The organism is Actinoplanes sp. NPDC049599, assembly GCF_044465625.1.
In the GTDB taxonomy this organism is placed as follows: Bacteria; Actinomycetota; Actinomycetes; order Mycobacteriales; family Micromonosporaceae; genus Actinoplanes.
The window spans coordinates 377,370-396,866 of record NZ_JBITLX010000003.1 but is presented as its reverse complement, the minus strand read 5'-3'; the positions used below and the strand labels follow the sequence as shown (position 1 = coordinate 396,866).

The following is a 19,497-nucleotide window of genomic DNA, read 5'->3' as shown; positions in this document are numbered from 1 at the left end:
GTTCAGGGCATCGCCGCGCGGTGGGGCCTACGTTGATCCGGTGAATCTGAAGTTGTTCGGCGAGGTCTTCGTGACCCTCCTGGTGATCGTCGACCCACCGGGCATGGTGCCCGTCTTCCTGGCGCTGACCGGGACGCTGCCGGCCAAGGAACGCACCCGGGCGGGCACCCAGGCGGTGCTGCTGGCGCTCGGCGTGATCGTCATCTTCGCGGTCGCCGGCCAGACGCTGCTCGACTACCTGCACGTCCAGCTGCCCGCGCTGCAGGGCGCCGGCGGGCTGCTGCTGGTGCTGGTCGCGCTGCAACTGCTGACCGGCAAGACCGACGAGCCCATGGAGCAGGGCAGCACCAGCAACGTGGCGCTGGTGCCGCTCGGCACCCCGCTGCTGGCCGGCCCGGGTGCGATCGTCGCGACCATGCTGTTCGTGCAGCGGGCCGACGGCGCCGCCGACTACACGGTGATCGGCCTCGGCATCCTCGCCGTCATGATGACCGTCTGGCTGGTGCTGCGCTTCTCCGGCGGCATCGTCAAGCTGCTGCGCCCGGGCGGCATCGAGGTGGTCACCCGGATCGCCGGTCTGCTGCTGGCGGCCATCGCGGTGCAGCTGATCGCGGACGCGGTGGCGGCCTTCGTGAAGCTGTACACCGCCGGGGCCTGATTCTTGTCGGAGGGTGCTGGCAGGATTACGAGGTGCCCAGGATCTCCCCCCGAACGGCCGCGGTGCCCGAGCAGTTGGGCTTCGCCGGCATGCCCGAGCGACTCTTCGTGTGCACGCCGAGCAAGCTCGGCTCCTACGCGGACTGCCCCCGGCGCTACCGCTACACATACGTGGACCGCCCGTCCCCGCAGAAGGGGCCGCCCTGGGCGCACAACTCCCTCGGCGCGAGCGTGCACACGGCCCTGAAGAACTGGTATGCCGTGCCGCCCGAGCGCCGGGTCCCGGAGTCGCTGCCCACGCTGCTGAAGTCGACCTGGGTCCGCGAGGGCTACCGCGACGTGGAGCAGGAACGGGTCACCTACCGCAAGGCCCTGGGCTGGCTCGAGACGTATGTGGCGGGCCTCGACCCGCAGGAGGAGCCGCTGGGCGTGGAGCGGGTGGTGGCGACGAAGACGGCGGTGCTGGCCTTCAACGGCCGCGCCGACCGGATCGACGCCCGGACGGGTGAGCAGGGCCCGGAGGCGGTCATCGTCGACTACAAGACCGGCCGCTCCGGCCTCGACGCCGACGACGCCCGCGGCTCGATGGCCCTGGCGCTGTACGCGTATGCGGCACAGCGGGTGTTCCGGCGCCCGTGCCACCGGGTCGAGCTGCACCACCTGCCGACGGCCACGGTCGCGGTGCACGAGCACACCGAGGCGTCGCTGGCCAGGCAGGTGGCGCGCGCCGAGGACACGGCTCGCGACATCATCGCGGCGGAGAAGGCGGTCGCGGCCGGCGCGGATCCGGACGCGGAGTTCCCCACGAATCCGGGCAGCCTGTGCAGTTGGTGCGACTTCCGGCGAGCCTGCCCGGCGGGGCAGGAGGCCCAGGCCAAGGAGCCATGGGCCGCCGTCGAACACCTCGAACGGCCGCCGGGCTAGCCCCATCGCGGCCTCGGACCTGGCGCGGCCTCGGACCTGGCGCGGCCTCGGACCTGGCGCGGCGCGGGGGCCGTGGCCGTCAGGCCAGGCCGGCTCGTTGCAGGGCTTCCCGGCGCATCGGGGCCATCTTGTACTGCTCCGGGGCCGCCGCCAGGGCGGCACTGAGCAGCAGTCGCATGCCGCGCACCGAGAGGTCGGCGGACAGGTCCGTGGTGGGCAGGCCCAGGCCGCCGTACATCTTGCGGGCCCACGGTGGCAGCAGGGCGACCGCGGTGCCGGCCACGCCGAAGTAGGCCCAGCGGGCCGGGCCGAAGTTCAGGCCGAGCCGAAGGGCGCGGTTGCCCCAGAAGTCCGGCAGCGGCGGCACGGTCAGGAACAGCGCGGTCTCCGCCGCCTCCCGGGTGATGCCCAGCTGCGGCTGCATCTGCTCGTAGTAGGCCGCCACCTCGGCGACCGTGGCGGGCACGGTCGCCGGGTCGAGGCCGACCAGCTCGGCGGCCTTCAGCTGCTCCGTGTAATAGGTGTCGGCTTCCTGCTCGGTCAGCTTCAGGCCGGCGCGGCGGGCGGTGGACAGGAACGACTCCACCTCGGCCACGTGCACCCAGCGGAGCAGGTCGGGTTCGTCGATCCGGAACCGCTCGCCGGTGCGCGGGTCGGTCGCCGTCATCCGCGAGTGCATGCGCCGGATCCGGCTCGCGGCCCGTTCCACCTCGTCGGTGCTGCCGTAGAGGACCGTGCCGACGTATTCCGAGGTGCGGTTGAAGCGGCCCCAGGGGTCCGACTTGTAGCCCGAGTTCTGCGCCACCGCCGCCACCGCCCGCGGGTGCAGCGCCTGCAGATAGAGCGAGCGGAGGCCGCCCATCGTCACGATCGGTTCGTTGTGCACTTTCCAGGTGACCGACTCCGGGCCGAAGAGTCCGAGGTCCGGGCTGCTGTTCATCCCCCCAGCGTGCCACGCCGGCGGCGAATTTGAACAGGTTCAGGCAGCGCGATCCGCGCGACGTTCCTGCTGGCAGGCGGGGCACAGACCCCAGAACGTGACCTCCGCCTCCACGGCCTCGAAGCCGTGCGCGGCGCCGGGCTCCAGGCAGGGTTGCTCGCCGACCACGGCGTCCACGTCCTCGATCGTGCCGCAGCCGCGGCAGACGACGTGGTGGTGGTTGTCGCCGGCCCGCGCCTCGAACCGGGCGTGGCTGCCGGCCGGCTCGATCCGCCGGGCCAGGCCGGCCCGCGACAGCGCGCCGAGCACGTCGTAAACGGCCTGGGTGGAGACGGAGGTGAGGCGGTCCCGCACCTGGCGGGTGATCTCCTCGACGTCGAGGTGGCCGCCCTGGGCCAGGACGGCGAGCACCGCCACCCGGGGACGGGTCACCCGCAGGCCGGCGGCCCGCAGCAGGTGCTCCCCGGTCGGCATCCCACCATGACAGCACGGGATCCTTACCGGCTCAACCTGGTGATCGGCCGGAACGTGCCGCGCCGGAAGATCCTCACGTGCGGTGGTGAACCAGAATGGTCCACTGCGCGTAGGCGCACACAGGGGGATGTTTGCGTCGTCAGAGATTTCTGGTCTGGCGGGCCGGGATCCCGCGCGACTTGAAGGAGGTGGCCGTGTTCGACCAGATCAACGGCATGCCCGTACACGCTCTTGTGGTCCACGCGGCGGTGGTCTTCGTGCCGCTGCTGGCGCTGATGGCCATCGTGTTCGCGGTGGTGCCCCGCTGGCGGGCCCGGGTCGGCTGGGCCGCGGTGCTGCTGGCGGTTGCCGCGCCGGCGACGTCCTGGGTGGCCACCGAATCCGGCGAGGAACTGCGCGAGCGGCTGGTGGCGAACGGGATGAGCGGCCCGCCGCTGGCGGCGATCGACGAACACGTGGGCTTCGGCGAGCTGACGTTCTACTACTCGCTCGGGCTCGGCGCGGTGACGCTGGTCATGGTCTTCCTGGCGCTGCGCCGCTCGGAGCGCCCGCTACCCCGCGCGGCGGAGCTGGGACTGGCAGTGATCATGGTGGCGCTCGCCGCGGTTTCCGGCTATTACGTGTTCAGGACCGGGGACTCCGGGGCCCAGGCAGTCTGGGGCTCGTCGTCCTGACGGTCCGCCGCTCCGGCCGCCATGTGGGGTGGCGGCCGGGGCGGTGCCCGCCCCGGCACGGGCGGCGGGCGCCCGGTCTCAGAAGATGATGCGGGCGCAGAGCAGGCACATCAGGATCAGCGCGACCGCACCCACCACCAGGCCGACGCCGTAGGTCATCGTCCGGGCCGAGCCCTCGGCCTCGTCGAGGGCGTCCATGTCCTGCCGTGGCATCACCCGGGGTGGCGGCGGCTCGTGCACCACCGGCGGCTGCCAGTGCGGCGACGGCGGCGGGGTGCGCGGCGGTCCCTGGTAGGCGGGGGTGGGGTCGGGCGCCGGAAGCGGGCGGCCGGCGCCGAAGGGCTCCGGCTCGGCATCGGGGCGCTGCCAGTACTCGTCGTCGGAACCGGTCGGGGCGCTCACGTTCATCGACGCTACATCCCCCGGGGGCCGACAGCGCACCGCGACGCGTCCTACCCTCATAGCGTGGACATCTTGGACGAGCCTGAACGTGATGCCGACGCCGAGCGCACCGTGGACTTCGAGTCCGAGGAGGCCGCGCCGCTGCTGCCGGAGCAGACCCGCGACGACACCGAGCGGGGCTGGGGCTTCGGCGGCGCCGACTCCAACGACGACCGGCTGCTGGAGGACCGGCCGCCGCACTGGGGCTGAGCCCGCCACTGCCCGGGCATCAGGCGACCGGCCCGGCCGGGCGGTCCGGGGACCGAGCGCTATTCATCGGCTCGGAGGAGGACCGCGTAGCCGCCGGCCGGTGGTATCACCGTGCGCCGGGCCTCCGCGGGAGTCAGGGCCACCAGCAGGGCGCCGGTGCCGACATCCTCCGCGCCGGTGACCTCGAGGACCGGCGCTGCCGTGGCGATGGCCTGCGGGCTGTCGCCGGTCCCGGGGACCCGGAAGATGTCGACGCGGTCACCCGGATGGATGAGCTTGAGCGCGGCGGGATCGGCCAGGCGGACCGGTACGCCGATCAGCCCCGGTGGCACCGCGGGCCGGACGGCCACCGGCGGACCGCCCCCCGGGACCGCGGGCCGGGCGGCCGGCGGGCTGCCGTCCGGGACCGCGGGGTGGACGGCCGGCGGGCTGCCGTCCGGGACCGCGGGGCGGACGGCCGGCGGGCTGCCGTCCGGGACCGCGGGGTTGTGCTGAGCCGGTGAGGCCGGGCAGGTCGGGGCGCACGTCTCGGGGCCGGTCCACATCAGCAGCGCGGCCGTCCCGATCAGCGCCGCCACGACCGCCGTGCGCAGCAGGGCGGATCGGCCCGGCCGGCGCCAGCGCACCGGGTCCAGCCGTGCTTCCCGGCGGGTCTTGCCCCGCATCGCCGCCTCCTGAGCCGGCCGGGGCGCCGTGCGGACGGGCGCCTGGGATCAGCACGGTAGGCGCCGCACAGCAGATCCCGGGGCAGTCCTGTGGACAACCCCGGGATGTGGAAAACCGGATCAGGAGGAGGACGTCGCGGTCTTGGCCGGGCTGGAGCTCGACGAACCGGACGAGCCGGAACTCGACGAACCGGATGAGCCGGAGCCGTTGCCCGACGAGCTCGAACCCGAGGCCGCCGTCGTCGACGCGGGGGCCGCGGCGGGCGTCGACGACGAGGAGTCGGACTTGCTGTCGGCGGCCGGCGCGGCCGACTTCTCCGCGCCTACGTTGCCGGCCCGGGAGTCGTTGCGGTAGAAGCCGGAGCCCTTGAAAACGATGCCGACGGAGTTGAAGACCTTACGGAGCTTGCCGGCGCAGTTCGGGCATTCCGTCAAGGCCGGGTCGGAGAACGACTGCACCGCCTCGAGCTGCTCGCCACACTCGGTGCAGGCGTACTGGTACGTGGGCACTGGTCCTCCGCGTTACTCGCTGACTTGGCACTCGCCGTCTGGGAGTGCCAATGCTCCGTCATCGGAGTTTATTTCGTCCAGTCGGCGGTGTCGCTGAGACCCTCGCCCGGTGTGATCACCGCGTGCACCCGCCGGTCGTGCTGCTCCGCCGGTACGGCCGCCAGCAGCTCCCCGTCGTGCAGCAGGGCCACCGAGAAGGCCCCGCCGGCCCGGGCCAGCACCCGGTCGTACGAGCCCCCGCCGCGTCCCATCCGCAGGCCGCCGCGGTCGACGGCCAGCGCGGGCACGATCAGCAGCGCGGCCGCGGTGACCGCGTCGACGCCGAGCCGGGGCCCGGACGGCTCCCGCAGGCCCCGCGGGCCTGGTCGCAGGGTGTCCGGCCCCGCGTAGCGGACCCAGTCGAGGTCGTTGTCCGGCCGCAGCACCGGGAGGATGAGCCGGTCGCCCAGCACGTCGGGCAGGTCCGGGCCGCCCGGTTCCGGGCCCAGCGGGACATACGCCGCGATCATCGTGGGCGCCTGGGCGCGTACGAGATCCCGCAGGACGGCTTGGACCGCCGCCGCGGCCTGCGCGCGGTCTTTCGCGGACAGTGATCTACGGGCTGCAAGCAGTCGATTGCGCAGCGCAACCTTACGCCGGCCTGGACTTTCCGCTCCACCGGCGAAATCCGGCATGCAACACCCCCTTTTTGAAACCGGCAAACGGGGCACACTATGTCAGCATCGCTCCAAAGAAGGCCACTTCCAGGAGGACGTGTGACTCTGCGTGGCCGACTCACTACGGCTTTTCTGGTGGTCGTGCTCGGTCCGGTTCTGCTCGGGTCCTTCTTCGTCGGTATGACGGTGGCCACGGTGAGCCGGGACCGGACCGTCGAACGGCTCGATCATGCCGCGACCACCGTCCGGACGGCCATCGGCGCCATCTGCCGGCAGCTCCAGGCCGCCGCCGACGCCGTTGCCGTGCTGCCCGACGCCGACCGGCGCGCCGCGGCCGACCAGCTCGTCACCCGCGGCCTGGCCACCGAGATCCGGATCGGGAGCGAACGCGGCGGGCAGCGCGACTGCGCGGCACCGGCCGCCGGGGGCAGCGTGACCGCCATCGTCGCCCGGGCCCGGCAGGGTGAGGTCACCGTCGCGGCCGCTCAGCTGCTGGACGCGGGGTTCGTCGCCCGGCTGGCGGCCTCGAGCGGCGCCGAAGTGACGCTGCTGGCCCACGACGGTCCCGGCGCCGGCCCGGCGCTGAGTTCCGAGCCCGCCGACGTGAGCGCGGCCGTGGCCGCCGCCCTGCCCGGCGAGGTCACCCCGCGCGGGCACCGCTATCTGCGCGCGGTCACCGCCGAGCCGGGCCAGCCGTTGCCGCTGGTGGTCTCGGTGCCGCAGGGGCATCCCGTGGGCCTGTACACGCTGCTGATCCTCGGCGTCGTCCTGGTCGCCGGGGTCGCCATGGTGGTCGCCCGCTGGCTGGCCCGCTCCACCACCCGGCCGCTGGCGGAGCTGGCCTGGGCGGTCGGCAAGGTGGCCGACGGCGAGCTCGGCACCCGGGTGCCGGTCGGCCGCGACGACGAGCTGGGCAAGCTGGCCGGCACGTTCAACCGGATGACCCGCGAGCTGCAGGCGTACGTGCAGGCGCTGACCGCCAGCCGGGACCAGCTCCGCGGCCACCTCGCGATCCTCGGCGACACCCTGTCCAGCACCCACGACCTGCACCGGATCCTCCAGGTCATCCTGCAGACCGCGCTGTCGGCGACCGGGGCCCGCGCCGGCGTCGTGCTGCTCCTCGACCCGACCGACGGCCGGCTCGTGGCCCGCTGCGCCGAGGGGCTGACCGGCCGCTGGGACGTGCCGGAGGCGGAACTGCCCACGCTGCGGGTGCCGCTGGGCACCGGCGTCCTGGGCGCGGTCGCGTCCAGCGGCGAGCCGCGGCGCGGCATCTGCGGGCCCGGCGGCGGCACCCTCGACGAGCCGGCCTGCCGCACCTACGTGGCCGTGCCGATCTGTGCCCCGGCCATCGTCGGCGACCCGCTGGTGCCCGGCGACGCCCTGGTCACCGGGCTGCCGGCGACGCTGGGCGTGCTGGCCCTGTACGACCGGCTGGGCGCGGACGGCTTCGACGACGCCGACCTGCTCACCCTGCGGACGTTCGCCGGGCAGGCGGGGGTGGCCGTGCACAACGTCCGGGTGCACGAGGAGGCCCAGCGGCTGTCCCTGACCGATCCGCTCACCGGGCTCTGGAACTACCGCTACCTGCGCGAGTCGCTGCGCCGCGAGGTGGAGCGGGCCAGCCGGTTCGGCCGGATGCTCACCGTGCTCGTGCTCGACCTGGACCACTTCAAGGACGTCAACGACAAGTACGGCCACGCCGCCGGCGACACGGTGCTGGGCGAGTTCGCCCGGCGGATCCGGATCGGGTTGCGCGAGGTCGACGTCGCGTTCCGGCAGGGCGGGGAGGAGTTCGTGGTGCTGCTGCCCGAGACCGACGCGTACGGCGGGGTGATCGTGGCCGAGCGGCTCGGCGCCGCGGTGCGGGAGATCCCGGTGCCGATCGATGCCCGCCGGCAGGACGCGGCGACCGGGCCGCCGGTCGACCGGGTGGCGATCAGCGTCTCCATCGGCATAGCCGTCTTCCCCGAGCACGGCACGACCGCGCAGCAGGTTCTCGATGCGGCTGACGACGCGCTCTACGCCGCGAAGAATGCGGGACGGGACACGTATCGGCTGGCCGAGACCAAGGGCGTGCCCCCGGCGACTGTGACGGACGCCGCGGTTTCGGCGGGCGTACCGGATGGGCATTTTGATCATGTGGCGGGCTCCGACGTCGTGCCACCGGGCACGCCCGGTGGGCCACAACCGCCGCGACAGGCCCGTGGCCGATAGTCTCGCGGCATGTCCGGGCACGAACTGAGCGAAGGTGCGGTGACCCCTCAGATGACGACAGAGGCCCATGCGAGCGGCCGCCGGGCGGTGAAGGCCGTCATTCCGGCGGCCGGACTCGCGACGCGTTTCCTGCCGGCCACCAAGGCCGTGCCGAAGGAACTTCTGCCGGTGGTGGATCGCCCGGTGCTGCAGTACATCGTGGAGGAAGCCGCCGCGGCCGGGATCACCGACGTGCTGCTGGTGACCGGCCGGGGCAAGACGTCCATGGTCGACCACTTCGACCGGCGCCCCGACGTGGAGGCCCGGCTGGAGGAGAAGGGCGACCTCGAGCGGCTCGCCGCCGTCCGCCGGACCAGCGAGCTCGCCGACATCTACACCTGCCGCCAGGGTGAGCCGCTCGGGCTCGGCCACGCGGTCGGCGTCGCCGCCTCGCACATCGGCGACAACGCGTTCGCGGTGCTGCTCGGCGACGAGTTCGTCGAGGAGGACGAGCCGCTGCTGCCCGCGATGCTCGACCTGCAGGCCCGCACCGGCGGCATCGTGCTGGCCTTCATGGAGGTCAAGCCCGAGGAGACGTCCCGCTACGGCATCGCCTCGGTGCGCCCGTCCGACCTGGGCGAGGACGTCGTCGAGGTGACCGGCCTGGTGGAGAAGCCGGCCCCCGAGGACGCCCCGAGCAACCTCGCCGTCCTGGGCCGCTACATCCTGCCGGCCACGATCTTCGAGGCGATCAACAACACCAAGCCGGGCAGCGGCGGCGAGATCCAGCTCACCGACGCGATGGCCGCGCTGCTCGATTCCGGTACGCCGGTGCACGGCATCATCTACCGCGGCCACCGCTACGACACCGGGATGCCGCTGGGCTACCTGCAGGCCGTCGTCCAGCTCGCGGCCAAGCGTGCCGACCTGGGCCCGGAGTTCCGCGCCTGGCTGGCCGAGTTCGTCGCCGGTGGTACCAAGGGATGACCGCTACGGCCGATGCCGAGGCGGCCGCCAACGAGCTGATGCCTCTCGCCGAATACCTGGGCAGCGTGCTGCGCAGGTTGCGGGCGCTGCCTCCGCTCGACCTCGACCTCACCCAGGCGCACGGCAACGTGCTCGCCAACGACGTGCTGGCGCCGCACCCGTACCCGGCCTTCGACCAGGCGGCCATCGACGGGTATGCGGCGCGCTGGGAGGACCTGGCCGCGGCCGGCCGGATCGGTTCGCACCCGTCCTTCGGGGCGTTCGAGGGCGGGCCGCGACCGGTCCGCCTCAACGTCGTCGGTGACCTGGGCGCGGCCAGCTGGCGGCCGGTCCGGCTGACCCCGGGCACGTGCTTCTCGGTGGCGGCCGGCGCGCCGCTGCCGATCGGCGCGGACGTGGTGGTGCCGGTGCACTGGACCGACCAGGGCATGGCGGCCGTGGAGATCCTGCACGCGCCCAAGCGCGGCTCCGGCGTCCGGCGGGCCGGCGACGAGCTGCCCGTCGGCCGGGTCCTGGCGCCCGCGGGCTCGTACGTGACGCCGGCGATGGTGGCGGTCTTCGCGGCCTCCGGGATCGGGCACGTGGTCGTCCGGCCCAGCCCGCGGGTGGTCGTGGTGGCCACCGGCGACGAACTGGTCGACGTGGGCCGGCCCAGTCAGCCCGGTCAGGTGGTGGACGCCAACTCGCACGCGCTCACCGCGGCGGCGGTCGAGGCGGGCGCGCTCGCGTACCGGATCGGGATCTGCGACGACGACCCCGAGGGCCTGCGCGGGCTGCTCGAGGACCAGACCCTGCGGGCCGACCTGATCATCACTACCGGCGGCACCGGCACCGGCCCGGGCGACATGCTGCGCCGGGTGCTGTCCCGCCGCGACCACGGCCGGGGCACTGTGGAGTTCACCGACGTGGCGCTCTGCCCGGGGGCCACGCTCGGCTTCGGCACCGTCGGCGGCGAGGAGGTGCCGGTCGTCTGCCTGCCCGGTGAGCCGGGCGCCGCCCTGATCGGCTTCGAGGTGCTCGCCCGGCCGGTCATCCAGCTGCTGGCCGGCTCCGAGCCGGTGTTCCGGCCCAGCGTCAAGGCCCACCTGCTGGAGACCGTGTCGTCCCCCGGTGGCCTGCGCGAGTTCCGGCCGGCGCACGTCGCCGAGCGGCGTGGCGGCGGCTACACTGTGCAGCCGCTCGCCGGAGGGCCGTACACTCTCTCCGGCCTCGCCGAAGCCAACGGACTGCTGGTGCTCGGTGAGCGGGTCACCTCGGCGGCAGCCGGGTCGACCGTCGACGTGTTGCTGCTCGACCGGAGGCGATGATGCTGGGGTCCACGCCCGGATGGCCTGCCGTCCTGGCGGACGGGCCCGTGCTGCTCAGGCCGTACCGCCGCGGGGACGCGCGGGAATGGGCCGAGGTGCGGATTGCGAACCAGGCGTGGCTGAGCCCCTGGGAGTCCTCGCCACCCGGGCCGTGGGCGGAGATGAACTCCGCCCGCGCCTACCTCTACGTCTACCGCGACATGAAACGGGCCGCCCGGCGCGGCGACAGCATGCCGTTCGCCGTCTGCCTGCGCGAGGAGGACGGCCGCGAGCGGCTGGTCGGGCACATCAACCTGGGCAGCATCGTGCGGCGGGCGTTCAGTTCGGCGTACGTGGGCTACTGGGTCGACGCCCGGGTGGCCGGCCGGGGCGTGATCCCGACGGCGCTGGCGCTGGCGGTGGACCACGCGTTCGGCGCCGGCGGCCTGCACCGGGTGGAGATCAACATCCGGCCCGAGAACGTACCCAGCCGGCGCGTCGTGGAGAAGCTGGGCTTCCGCGAGGAGGCGTACCACCCGCGCTACATGCACATCGACGGCGCCTGGCGCGACCACCTGGGCTTCGCGATGACCAGCGAAGAGGTCGCCGCCGAGGGCGGCCTGGTGGCCCGCTGGCGCCGGCTGCGCGCCAACGCGAAGTAGCCGGCCTCGCTTAATTGATCATCGCGACGGTACGTCCCCGGCGCGGCGTGCCGTTAAATCGCAACTCCCGTGCGTAGCCTCGGGGAGATTGGGACTTTTGTGTGCCCGGAGCTGTCCGGCCCGGGCACCGGTTGAGGCTGACGGGAGGGGTGAGGGTGCCGACCTCGGTGCTCCTCGCCGTCCTCGCCGCGGCCGGGTTGCTCGCCCTCGCACCGGCGCTCGTGCGCCGATACGACGCCACCGAGCGCCTGGCGGCGGAGCGGGCGTCGTCGACGGCTCGGGTGCTGCAGCGCCGCCGTCGGCTCCGCACCGTGCCCGGACGCCGACCGGTCAACCCCGCACGCCAGTATGTGGTTACGTCGCGGACCCTAACGGGTGATCCACCGCCACTCCCGGCCGCCCCCGTCTCGGCACCCCCGGCCCGCCGGCTCCGCCTGGTCCCGGCCCGCCGCCCGGTCCGCCGCCCCCCGGTGCGCCGGCAGACCCCGGCCGTCGTCCGCCGCCGCCGGGTCTTCGCGGCGCTGCTGCTGCTCAACGTGATCGAGCTGGTCGGCGTGCTGGCGGTGGGCCCGGGCTTCTGGATCGGCTTCGCGGTGACCGGCACGCTGCTCGGCGCGTACCTGGTGCACCTGCGCAACCGCGCGATCGCGGACCGGCACCGCCGCCGGGTCGAGGCCCGGGAAGCGGCCTGGCTGGCCGCACGGCAAGCAGAGGTACGGCGGGAACAGGCCCGCCGGGCAGCGGCGCGCAGGGAGGCCCAGCGGCGCCTGGCGGCCCAGAAGGAAGCGGTCCGGCGAGCGGCGATGGGCCTGGACCGGGACCCGTCGGACCTGCCGGCGGCGGTGAACGGGGGCTCGGTGTCGTACCGGCGGGGTGGTGGGCTGCGTGGACGGGCCTATGAGGCCGGGGGGCGGGGGTCTTCGTATCCCGCTTAGGGCGCGCCGGGGAGGGTGATTCGCAAGCGGCCGGGCTGACCTGTTAGCCTTGCTGCGGTCCTACGGGGCCGGGGGGCTGTGGCGCAGTCTGGTAGCGCACCTCGTTCGCATCGAGGGGGTCTGGGGTTCAAATCCCCACAGCTCCACCCTTGAGTTCCTTCTCGAACTCACTACGGCGGTAGTGCCCGGTCGGGCATTGCCGCCGTTCTTGCTTTCCCTTCCTGTGAGATCGACGGTCTCGGCAAGGTCGGTGGTCGCGACGTAGGGACCGTCCCGGTCGACAGCCCGTGAGGGTCGGCGCGCAGGTCGAACTCTTCCTGTCGCAGGGCAGCCGATAGAAAGCAGGTCGGCCCCCTGCTGCACGGCTCCGTGCGTCGTCGCCTCGGGTGCCGCCGTTCGGCGATGGCCGGCCGTGGTGGCCACTGGCTAGGGTGGTTCAGCAGGATCTGTCTGTCGTTGTGCGGGCGGGAGGTGTGCGGCCATAGCCGAGACTGGACTACCCCAGGTTGGCGGAGAGTTCGGCGACTACCGGATCGACGCCGAGATCGGCCGCGGCGGGATGGGCGTGGTGTACCGCGCCTGGCAGTCCCGGATGAACCGGCCGGTTGCCCTGAAGGTGCTGCCGCAAGGCGTGGCACAGGACCCGGCCTACCGAGGCCGGTTCGGCCGTGAGGCTGCCGCGCTGGCCAAGCTGGACTCCCCGCACGTGACCCAGATTTACGATCACGGCGAGATCCACGGCAACTTGTATCTGGCCATGCAGCTGGTCCAGGGGCCCGACCTCGGCCGCTTGGTGGCCGGTGGCCCGTTCCTGCCGCGGCGCGCCCTGCGCATCACCGACCAGGTGGCCGGTGCGCTGGGCGACGGGCACGCGGTCGGTGTCGTGCACCGCGACGTCAAGCCCAGCAACGTGCTGTGCCGCCCGCGTGCCCTGCACGACGAGGACGACTTCGTCTACCTGTGCGATTTCGGGATCGCCCGCAGCGCAGCCGACCCCGCGGGCCAGGCCACCGAGACCGGCGACGTGGTGGGCACCGTCGCCTATCTGGCGCCGGAAAGGCTGGACGGCCGACCGGCCACCCCGGCATCCGATGTGTACTCGCTCGGCTGCATGCTGTGGACGCTGCTGACGGGAGCTCCGCCGTTCAGCGGGACCCAGGCTCAGATGATCGTGGGGCATGCGGCGGGCCCGATTCCGCGGCTGGCCGGCTCCGACCCGCGTACGGGTGAGCTCAACGGTCTGCTGGCCGGCCTGCTGGCGAAGGATCCCGTGCAGCGGCCGACCATCGCCGAGGCCCGTCGGCAGATCCGGCAGATCCTGGCGATGCCCACGAGCGACGCGGCGGAGCAGCCCGCGCTGGTCGCGGCTCCCGCCGTGGGAACCGGTCCACGGTCCCTCGGGTCCGCCCCGAGCTCGGCCGGGGAGACCGTTCCGCTCGACGGTGACACGCGGCCGGCCGTTGCCGGCGCGGGCCGGTCGGAACCGGTGACGCCGACGGCTCGGTGGACCGGCGCCCAGCCCTGGCCGGCGGGAGCGCCGGGCGGCCGATCGGTCGCTCGCCGCAGCGTCCTCGTCGCCGGCGGCGTGGCCGCGGCCGTGCTGTTCGGCGGTGGGGCGTGGCTGCTCCTGGTCGATCGCGGTCCCTCGCCGGCGGAGCGGCTGACGGCCGCGACGCCGGCCGGTATCACCTGCCGGAACATCGAGCTGGAGGACGCCGACCGGCAGGCCGGGGCTCAGGCCGGTCGTGACTGCGAGCTCGCGGACGCCTCCGCCGGGTCGCTGCGGCTGATGGCACTCAACGAGCCGGGAACGGTGGCCGGCTACCTTCGCCATCTCGGCGGTCCCGACCCTTCGGCGCTGCCGATCGGTACCTGCCCGGACAATGTGCCGGCCCAGGAACAATGGTCCCGTGGCAGTCGCTCGGGCACGCTCTACTGCTTCGTCACGGCCAAGAATCTGCGGTACGCCTGGACCGTCGGCGACAACGTGCTGACCGTGCTCGACGGCGACCCCGATCGCCCCTACCCCGCGGATGTGAACGGCGTCCGGCGCACCTTCGACGCATTGAGCTATCCCGGCTGACCCCCGGGAGAGTGGAGTCAGTCCACCGCCGTCCGGTGCCACCAGGCCTTGAGCTGGGCAGGGCTCATGGTCGGGTGCCGGTACACGGCGATGGCGAGGGTCCGCTGCTCAGCACCTTGGCCGGCCGTGTCACGGTAGACCAGTTCCGAGTAGAGGACCGACTGGCTCGTCGTGCTCTCCTGGTAGTAGGTGAGCGTCCCGCCCTTGTGGTCGGTGCTGACCTCCCAGGCCTCGCTGTGATGGGAACCAGGCACCGCGTTCGCCGAGGATGCGATGTCCTTGCGATAGACGGCGTAGGAGTCCGCGTCGTCGACCAGGACGTACCACGCCGTGACCCCCTCCTTGAACGTGCAGGTGACCTGTTCGGCGGCCCGCCGGAACGGCCCGCCCGGATCCGCCCGGCAGCGCAGCTCCGGCTCGTTCAGGTCGTTCTGTGCCAGGTCGGCCAGCACGCCGGACCGGAACTGCGCGGCGTCCAGCTCCGGCCGGGTCAGGCCGCCGAACCGCCGGCCGTCGTAGAAGTCGACCAGTTCGGGCAGCGACAGCCGCGCGATGGTGGACCCGGCTTCACCGGTCGCCTCCGATCCGGCGGAGTTGGTCACGACGGCGCTCTGCGGGCGGGGCAGGACGGAGTCCCAGTAGACGGTGGCCGCCCCGGCGCGGTCCTCGTGCATCGAGAAGGCCGCATCCCGGTCCAGCACCTGGCCGAAGCGCACCCACTCGATCGTGCTGTCCACGGTGCGGGCACGTTCCAGCCGGAGCTGGGCCGCGGAGCCGTACTGGACCAGGTCGAGCGTGCGGTCGGTGAAGTCGCAGCGCACGTGCTCGACCTCGCTGACCTGCGGCGCCAGCGGGACGCAGCGACGGGCGCCCGCCAGGAGCGTCGCCCCCAGCTCCCGATATCGCTGCGCCACCTCGGACAACGCGAACCGGTCCACGACCGGGGCAGGCTCCTGCACGCCGTCGCGGTTGAGCGCGATGACGCCGATCGTCGCCGCCGTGGCACCGGCCAGGCACAGGATCACCACCGCCGTGCGACCGCGACGCAACGCCGCGACCAGCCGGTTTCCGCCGGTCCGTCGATCGGCAGGTCCGGATGGTGTGACCGGCGGTAGCGGTGTCACCGGGTCAGATGTCCCGGTGCCGTCGTCCCACGACAGGACGGCATGAGCAGGCGTCACCGCCGCGGCGGCGGGTGACATGGTGTGCAGAACCGGATCCTGGGTCGGGTCGGCGTCCAGTTCGGTCTCCACGCCGGCAGTGCCGCCGGCCGATCCGATCGGCCAGGGTTTCGTCGGATCGGTACCGGGGCCGCGGAGGGCAGTGACGAAGGCTTTGACGGCCCGTCGAACCGCCACGTCGGAATACCCGGCGGCGGCGACCACCCGGACAGCCGTCTGGGCCACGGTGTCCTCCTCCGCGGTGCCTGCGGCGGATCGCAGGCGGGGGACCAGGCCACTGCCGGCCACCGCCACGAGAAGGTCTGCCTCGTGGGGCGCCAGCCGGGGGACGCCGCCGGCGCCCAGGGCCGCCCGCAGCGCCACGGGATCGACCAGGGCGGCGCCGCCGTGGGTAACCGCCACGTGGGTGAGCGCGGCGGGCATCGGGTCACGCGCGGCCATGATCATCGCTCCGGGTCGGCCCAGAACTCGCGCAACTCGGTCCGGTTGGCGGTCAGCGCGGAGAACGTGGCGGAACACAAGATGGACTCCTGGTCGAAGTAGAGGGTGGGCCTGCCCGTGTTCACGCTCTGGAACCGCACCCGCAGGCCCTCGGCACGGGCCCTGGTGCCCATCGGGATGCCCACCTTCGTCCCCGCCCGTTTGTCCACGAACCGCCACGTCAGCTGCCGCACGGTGCCGTCCTTGGCGGAGACCTTGCCGTCGATCAGGCCGTCCCGGGCGTTGCGCATCGCCTCCGGGCCCAGGTATTTGTAGAACAGGCCCACCACTTCGTGGTCGCCGAAGCTGCACGCCACGGCTTCCTGGACGCCCAGCGGAGTCTCCGACGGGCGGCACTGCACCCTGCCGGACTTCAGGTAGATCTCGGCCAGCCGCCGCAGCTCGGGTGCTTGGAAGGCCTTGAGCGGGTCAGCGGCGAAGCCGGGCGTCGCCGCACCGGCAGCAGTGGGCGTTTCCGACGTGCTCGGTGTCGGGTTTGCGGCCGGCAGAGCCGGCGCTGTGGTCGAAGGCCCCGCGGACGCGCTTGGCGTCGCCTGGGCGGCGGTGTCTCCTGCCCCGCCGAACTGGGTCCCCGCCAGGGCGGCGACCGCTGCCACCGCCACGACGGCGCCGGCTCCCACGACCGGACCCACGCGTCTGCGCGAACGGCGCCCCATCGGTGCACCTGCCCCGTGTGGCGGTTGGGCGGACCCCGCGGCCTCCTGCTCAGCCATGTGTCGCGGCAGCAGGCCGCCTGCGCAACCCAGTTGTGTCACCGCCCACCGGGCCGCTTCCGTGTGCATCCCACGGCCGGCTCCCGAGGCCAGGGCCACCGCTTCGTCGAGGGCCGACGGGACCGGCGTCCCGATCTCCAGCGCGCTCCGCAGCCGACCCGGCGCACCGGCTGCGGCCGCCTCCGTGAGCAGGCTGATCTGGTCTTCCGGCAACGGGTCCGTCAGTCCCCGCAGGGCCGCTCCCAGCGCCAGGGGATCGGACAGCGCCTTCGGTCCGAACCGTTCCACCACTGTGTCCAGGGCAGCCAATACTGTGGTCATCGCACCCCTCCAGGGAGAATATCGAGGTATCGACTGGACGCTGTCCAATCTCATTCTGACGGCCACCAGTTCAGCTCAAGCCGCTTCAGCGGCGCTGTAGTGGCCGAGGCGGGGGTAGCGCAGGAGCGGCGGGAGGGCCGGTGAACCAGCAGGCGGAGCAGGTGCCCGGTCCCGGCGTGAGCCTGCTCGGGCCTGTGGTGCTGACCGTCGACGGTGAGCCCGTCGCCCTGGCCGGGGCCCGGCAGCGCGCGCTGCTGGCGGCCCTGACGGCCGCGGCCGGCGCCGCGGTGCCGGCGGACCGGCTGGCCGAGGCGGTGTGGTCCGACACCGGTCAGCCGGCAGCTCGTAGCACCCTGCACGTGCACGTGCATCAGGTGCGGCGGGCCCTCGGCCGGCAGGCCGCCGCGTTGCAGCACGGCCCGGCCGGCTACCGGCTGGTGGCCGCCAGCGACGTGCAGGCCGTCGAGGACGGCCTGCGGCGCGCTCGGGCCGCCGACCGGGCCGGTGACGCCGCGGCCGCCGCTGCCGGGTACCGGTCCGCGCTCGCCCGATGGCGTGGCGAGTTCTGCGCCGACCTGCCGGACCATGAGTACTTCCACGCGGCCCGCACCGTGTACGAGACGGTCCGGCTGGACGCGATGGAGGCCGTGCTGGCCGCGGAGCTGCGCCTGGGGATGCCGGGACTGGTGCCCGAGCTGGAGGACCTGGTGCTGCACCATCCGTTGCGCGAGCGGTTCTGGGGGCACCTGATGGTGGCGCTGTACCGGGACGGCCGGCAGGCCGACGCGCTGGCGGCGTTCCGTCGGGCCCGCCACGTCCTGTCCGCCGAGCTGGGTCTGGATCCGGGGAGCGCCCTGCGCGAGCTGGAGCAGGCGATCCTGGGCCAGGCCGCCACCTCGCAACTGCTGCGGGTGGTCGCCCCTCAGCCGGTCGGGACGGGTCGCCCGGTGTTGACCTGGCTGGACGCTGCTGGTGTGGTCCGCCGCCGGGAGCTGCCGGGGGCCGGTGAGCTGGTGATCGGCCGCGCCGAGGCCGCCGACGTGTTGTTGTCCGGGGACACCGCGGTGTCTCGACGCCACGCCGCCGTCCGGGTGGCGGGCGGGGGCGAGGTCACCGTCGTCGACCTGGGATCGCGCAACGGCACATTTCTGAACGGCGCCCAGCTGGGTCCGTCGGGCGGCACCCAGGTCCGGTCGGGCGACCTGTTGCGCTGCGGCGACACCGTGCTCGCGTTCACCACGCCGGCGCAGCAGGGAGCGGCGGCGAGTGACGGGCTGCTGCTGCCGACCCGCACCGGCGCTGCGACGCCCCTGGTCCACGTGGCACTCGGCTCGGCGGCCGGCCCACAGACCCCGGCTGCCACCGGGCAGGGCGACCACGAGTGACCGGACGCCGTCCCGCGCGACGTGGTCCTCCCATTGTGTTGCGCAGGCGAGCCCGGCCACCAGCAGATGCAGATGCATCTCGACATCGAGGTGCCGGATCTGGATCGGGCGGTGGGCGCGGCCGGCCGCAGGACACGGTACGGGTCATGCTCGACCCCGCCGGCCACCCGTTCTGCCTGTACGTCGACACGAGCGCCGCGTGATCGTGCACGTCCTGATTCCGACGCTGTAGGAGTTACGACCGTTCGGTTGTCAGGCTCGGGCTGCGCCGGATCATGAGCGCATGACGACGTTCATCGCTCAGCTCAGCGACTCGCACATCACCACCGGGCCGCTCGGGGCGGGGCCCGCCGCCGGACTTCAGCTCGCTCTCGCCCGCATCATGGGCCTTGACCCGCGCCCGGACTGCGTCGTCATCACCGGAGATCTCACCGATCACGGCCGGCCCGACGAGTATGCGGCGCTGCGGGAGATCATCGGCGATTTTCCGCTGCCGCTGCACCTGACGACCGGCAACCACGACTGCCGGCAGCCGCTGCTCCGGGAGTTCGGCGGCGAGGCGCACTACGCGGTCGAGTATCCGGAGTTCACCCTCGTCGCCCTGGACTCGCTGATCGAGGGCTCGCCCGCCGGCCGGCTCGGTGCCGCGCAGTTGTCCTGGCTCGACGGCGTGCTGGGCCAGCGGCCGCAGGTGCCGGCCCTGATCGGGCTGCACCATCCGCCGATGCCGGTCGGCATCAAGTTCCTGGACGGGATGCGGCTGCTCGACGGCGACGACCTGCGGGAGGTCGTGGCCGCGCACCGCAACGTGGCCCGGGTGATGGCCGGGCACGTGCACCGGCCCATCACGGCCGCCTTCGCCGGCAGCGTGCTCACCGTCGCGCCCAGCCTGTGGCGGCAGACCGGGTTGCTGCTCAGCTCCGACGCGCCCCCGGGTTACCTGGCCGAACCCACCGGTTTCCTGCTCCACATGATCGACGGTGACGATTGCGTGACGCACACCGTGCAGGTCAGTCATGCCGCCGCCCTGCTCGGCGCATACTGATGCCCGCTCGGCGCACGGGATCAAGTTATGTCGTACCCCGGGGATAGGTTA

Annotated in this window: 20 protein-coding genes, 1 tRNA gene and 1 pseudogene; 14 read left to right on the top strand and 8 right to left on the bottom strand. The window is 73.2% G+C overall.

Annotated features, from left to right (window positions below; translation table 11 throughout):
* Positions 1-40 precede the first annotated feature (40 nt).
* Complete coding sequence (locus ACIBQZ_RS08045) at positions 41-658, top strand: MarC family protein (RefSeq protein ID WP_396087740.1); 618 nt, start codon at positions 41-43, stop codon at positions 656-658.
* A gap of 89 nt (positions 659-747) precedes the next feature.
* Positions 748-1,581, top strand: coding sequence for a RecB family exonuclease (locus ACIBQZ_RS08040; protein ID WP_396087933.1), 834 nt, complete (start codon positions 748-750; stop codon positions 1,579-1,581).
* Between the two features lie 79 nt (positions 1,582-1,660).
* Here ACIBQZ_RS08040 and ACIBQZ_RS08035 read toward each other — a convergent pair whose 3' ends face one another.
* On the bottom strand, positions 1,661-2,521 hold the full coding sequence (locus tag ACIBQZ_RS08035) for an oxygenase MpaB family protein (protein WP_396087739.1): 861 nt from the start codon (positions 2,519-2,521) through the stop codon (positions 1,661-1,663).
* A 39-nt stretch (positions 2,522-2,560) separates the two neighbouring features.
* Positions 2,561-2,995, bottom strand: a complete 435-nt coding sequence (locus ACIBQZ_RS08030) for a Fur family transcriptional regulator (RefSeq protein ID WP_396087738.1) — start codon at positions 2,993-2,995, stop codon at positions 2,561-2,563.
* Positions 2,996-3,189: 194 nt separating this feature from the next.
* Between ACIBQZ_RS08030 and ACIBQZ_RS08025 the strand changes: the two genes are divergently transcribed.
* Positions 3,190-3,669, top strand: coding sequence for a DUF2231 domain-containing protein (locus ACIBQZ_RS08025; RefSeq protein WP_396087737.1), 480 nt, complete (start codon positions 3,190-3,192; stop codon positions 3,667-3,669).
* Positions 3,670-3,747: 78 nt separating this feature from the next.
* Here ACIBQZ_RS08025 and ACIBQZ_RS08020 read toward each other — a convergent pair whose 3' ends face one another.
* Positions 3,748-4,077 carry a translation initiation factor 2 gene (locus tag ACIBQZ_RS08020; protein ID WP_396087736.1) on the bottom strand — a complete coding sequence of 110 codons (330 nt, stop codon included), beginning with the start codon at positions 4,075-4,077 and terminating at the stop codon, positions 3,748-3,750.
* 57 nt (positions 4,078-4,134) lie between these two features.
* Here ACIBQZ_RS08020 and ACIBQZ_RS08015 point away from each other — a divergent pair, with 57 nt between their 5' ends.
* Positions 4,135-4,320, top strand: a complete 186-nt coding sequence (locus ACIBQZ_RS08015; protein ID WP_396087735.1) for a hypothetical protein — start codon at positions 4,135-4,137, stop codon at positions 4,318-4,320.
* 59 nt (positions 4,321-4,379) lie between these two features.
* On the opposite strand, the gene ACIBQZ_RS08010 is transcribed toward ACIBQZ_RS08015, so the two are convergent.
* The 3 genes from ACIBQZ_RS08010 to ACIBQZ_RS08000 all read right to left on the bottom strand — a co-directional run bounded on the left by ACIBQZ_RS08010 (position 4,380) and on the right by ACIBQZ_RS08000 (position 6,169).
* The gene (locus ACIBQZ_RS08010) at positions 4,380-4,985 is read right to left on the bottom strand and encodes a hypothetical protein (protein WP_396087733.1); all 606 of its coding nucleotides are present in this window, start codon (positions 4,983-4,985) and stop codon (positions 4,380-4,382) included.
* A 120-nt stretch (positions 4,986-5,105) separates the two neighbouring features.
* Positions 5,106-5,495 (bottom strand): FmdB family zinc ribbon protein, encoded by a 390-nt coding sequence (locus ACIBQZ_RS08005; RefSeq protein ID WP_396087732.1) that lies wholly within the window; start codon positions 5,493-5,495, stop codon positions 5,106-5,108.
* A 68-nt stretch (positions 5,496-5,563) separates the two neighbouring features.
* Complete coding sequence (locus ACIBQZ_RS08000) at positions 5,564-6,169, bottom strand: 5-formyltetrahydrofolate cyclo-ligase (RefSeq protein ID WP_396087731.1); 606 nt, start codon at positions 6,167-6,169, stop codon at positions 5,564-5,566.
* Between the two features lie 81 nt (positions 6,170-6,250).
* Between ACIBQZ_RS08000 and ACIBQZ_RS07995 the strand changes: the two genes are divergently transcribed.
* The 7 genes from ACIBQZ_RS07995 (at position 6,251) to ACIBQZ_RS07965 (ending at position 14,300) form a co-directional block, all read left to right on the top strand.
* The gene (locus ACIBQZ_RS07995; protein WP_396087730.1) at positions 6,251-8,368 is read left to right on the top strand and encodes a diguanylate cyclase; all 2,118 of its coding nucleotides are present in this window, start codon (positions 6,251-6,253) and stop codon (positions 8,366-8,368) included.
* A 51-nt stretch (positions 8,369-8,419) separates the two neighbouring features.
* Positions 8,420-9,334, top strand: a complete 915-nt coding sequence (locus ACIBQZ_RS07990) for a UTP--glucose-1-phosphate uridylyltransferase (protein WP_396087728.1) — start codon at positions 8,420-8,422, stop codon at positions 9,332-9,334.
* Positions 9,331-10,641 (top strand): gephyrin-like molybdotransferase Glp, encoded by a 1,311-nt coding sequence (gene glp / locus ACIBQZ_RS07985; protein ID WP_396087727.1) that lies wholly within the window; start codon positions 9,331-9,333, stop codon positions 10,639-10,641. The genes ACIBQZ_RS07990 and glp overlap by 4 nt, the downstream gene beginning before the upstream one ends.
* Positions 10,638-11,282: a GNAT family N-acetyltransferase gene (locus tag ACIBQZ_RS07980; RefSeq protein WP_396087726.1), complete on the top strand. Its 645-nt coding sequence runs from the start codon at positions 10,638-10,640 to the stop codon at positions 11,280-11,282. The genes glp and ACIBQZ_RS07980 overlap by 4 nt, the downstream gene beginning before the upstream one ends.
* A 155-nt stretch (positions 11,283-11,437) precedes the next feature.
* Positions 11,438-12,217, top strand: a complete 780-nt coding sequence (locus ACIBQZ_RS07975; protein ID WP_396087724.1) for a hypothetical protein — start codon at positions 11,438-11,440, stop codon at positions 12,215-12,217.
* Positions 12,218-12,289: 72 nt separating this feature from the next.
* Positions 12,290-12,363 (top strand) — tRNA-Ala (locus ACIBQZ_RS07970).
* A 335-nt stretch (positions 12,364-12,698) separates the two neighbouring features.
* Positions 12,699-14,300 (top strand): protein kinase, encoded by a 1,602-nt coding sequence (locus tag ACIBQZ_RS07965; RefSeq protein WP_396087932.1) that lies wholly within the window; start codon positions 12,699-12,701, stop codon positions 14,298-14,300.
* A 17-nt stretch (positions 14,301-14,317) separates the two neighbouring features.
* On the opposite strand, the gene ACIBQZ_RS07960 is transcribed toward ACIBQZ_RS07965, so the two are convergent.
* Positions 14,318-15,922 carry a hypothetical protein gene (locus ACIBQZ_RS07960; protein WP_396087723.1) on the bottom strand — a complete coding sequence of 535 codons (1,605 nt, stop codon included), beginning with the start codon at positions 15,920-15,922 and terminating at the stop codon, positions 14,318-14,320.
* Between the two features lie 2 nt (positions 15,923-15,924).
* The gene (locus ACIBQZ_RS07955) at positions 15,925-16,986 is read right to left on the bottom strand and encodes a hypothetical protein (protein ID WP_396087722.1); all 1,062 of its coding nucleotides are present in this window, start codon (positions 16,984-16,986) and stop codon (positions 15,925-15,927) included.
* Between the two features lie 170 nt (positions 16,987-17,156).
* On the opposite strand from ACIBQZ_RS07955, the gene ACIBQZ_RS07950 reads away from it, so the two are divergent.
* From ACIBQZ_RS07950 to ACIBQZ_RS07940, 3 genes and pseudogenes are all read left to right on the top strand, one after another.
* Complete coding sequence (locus ACIBQZ_RS07950) at positions 17,157-18,401, top strand: BTAD domain-containing putative transcriptional regulator (RefSeq protein WP_396087721.1); 1,245 nt, start codon at positions 17,157-17,159, stop codon at positions 18,399-18,401.
* 54 nt (positions 18,402-18,455) lie between these two features.
* Positions 18,456-18,604: pseudogene (locus ACIBQZ_RS07945) on the top strand (VOC family protein); the annotation flags it as partial.
* 80 nt (positions 18,605-18,684) lie between these two features.
* On the top strand, positions 18,685-19,446 hold the full coding sequence (locus ACIBQZ_RS07940; RefSeq protein ID WP_396087720.1) for a phosphodiesterase: 762 nt from the start codon (positions 18,685-18,687) through the stop codon (positions 19,444-19,446).
* Positions 19,447-19,497: the final 51 nt, after the last annotated feature.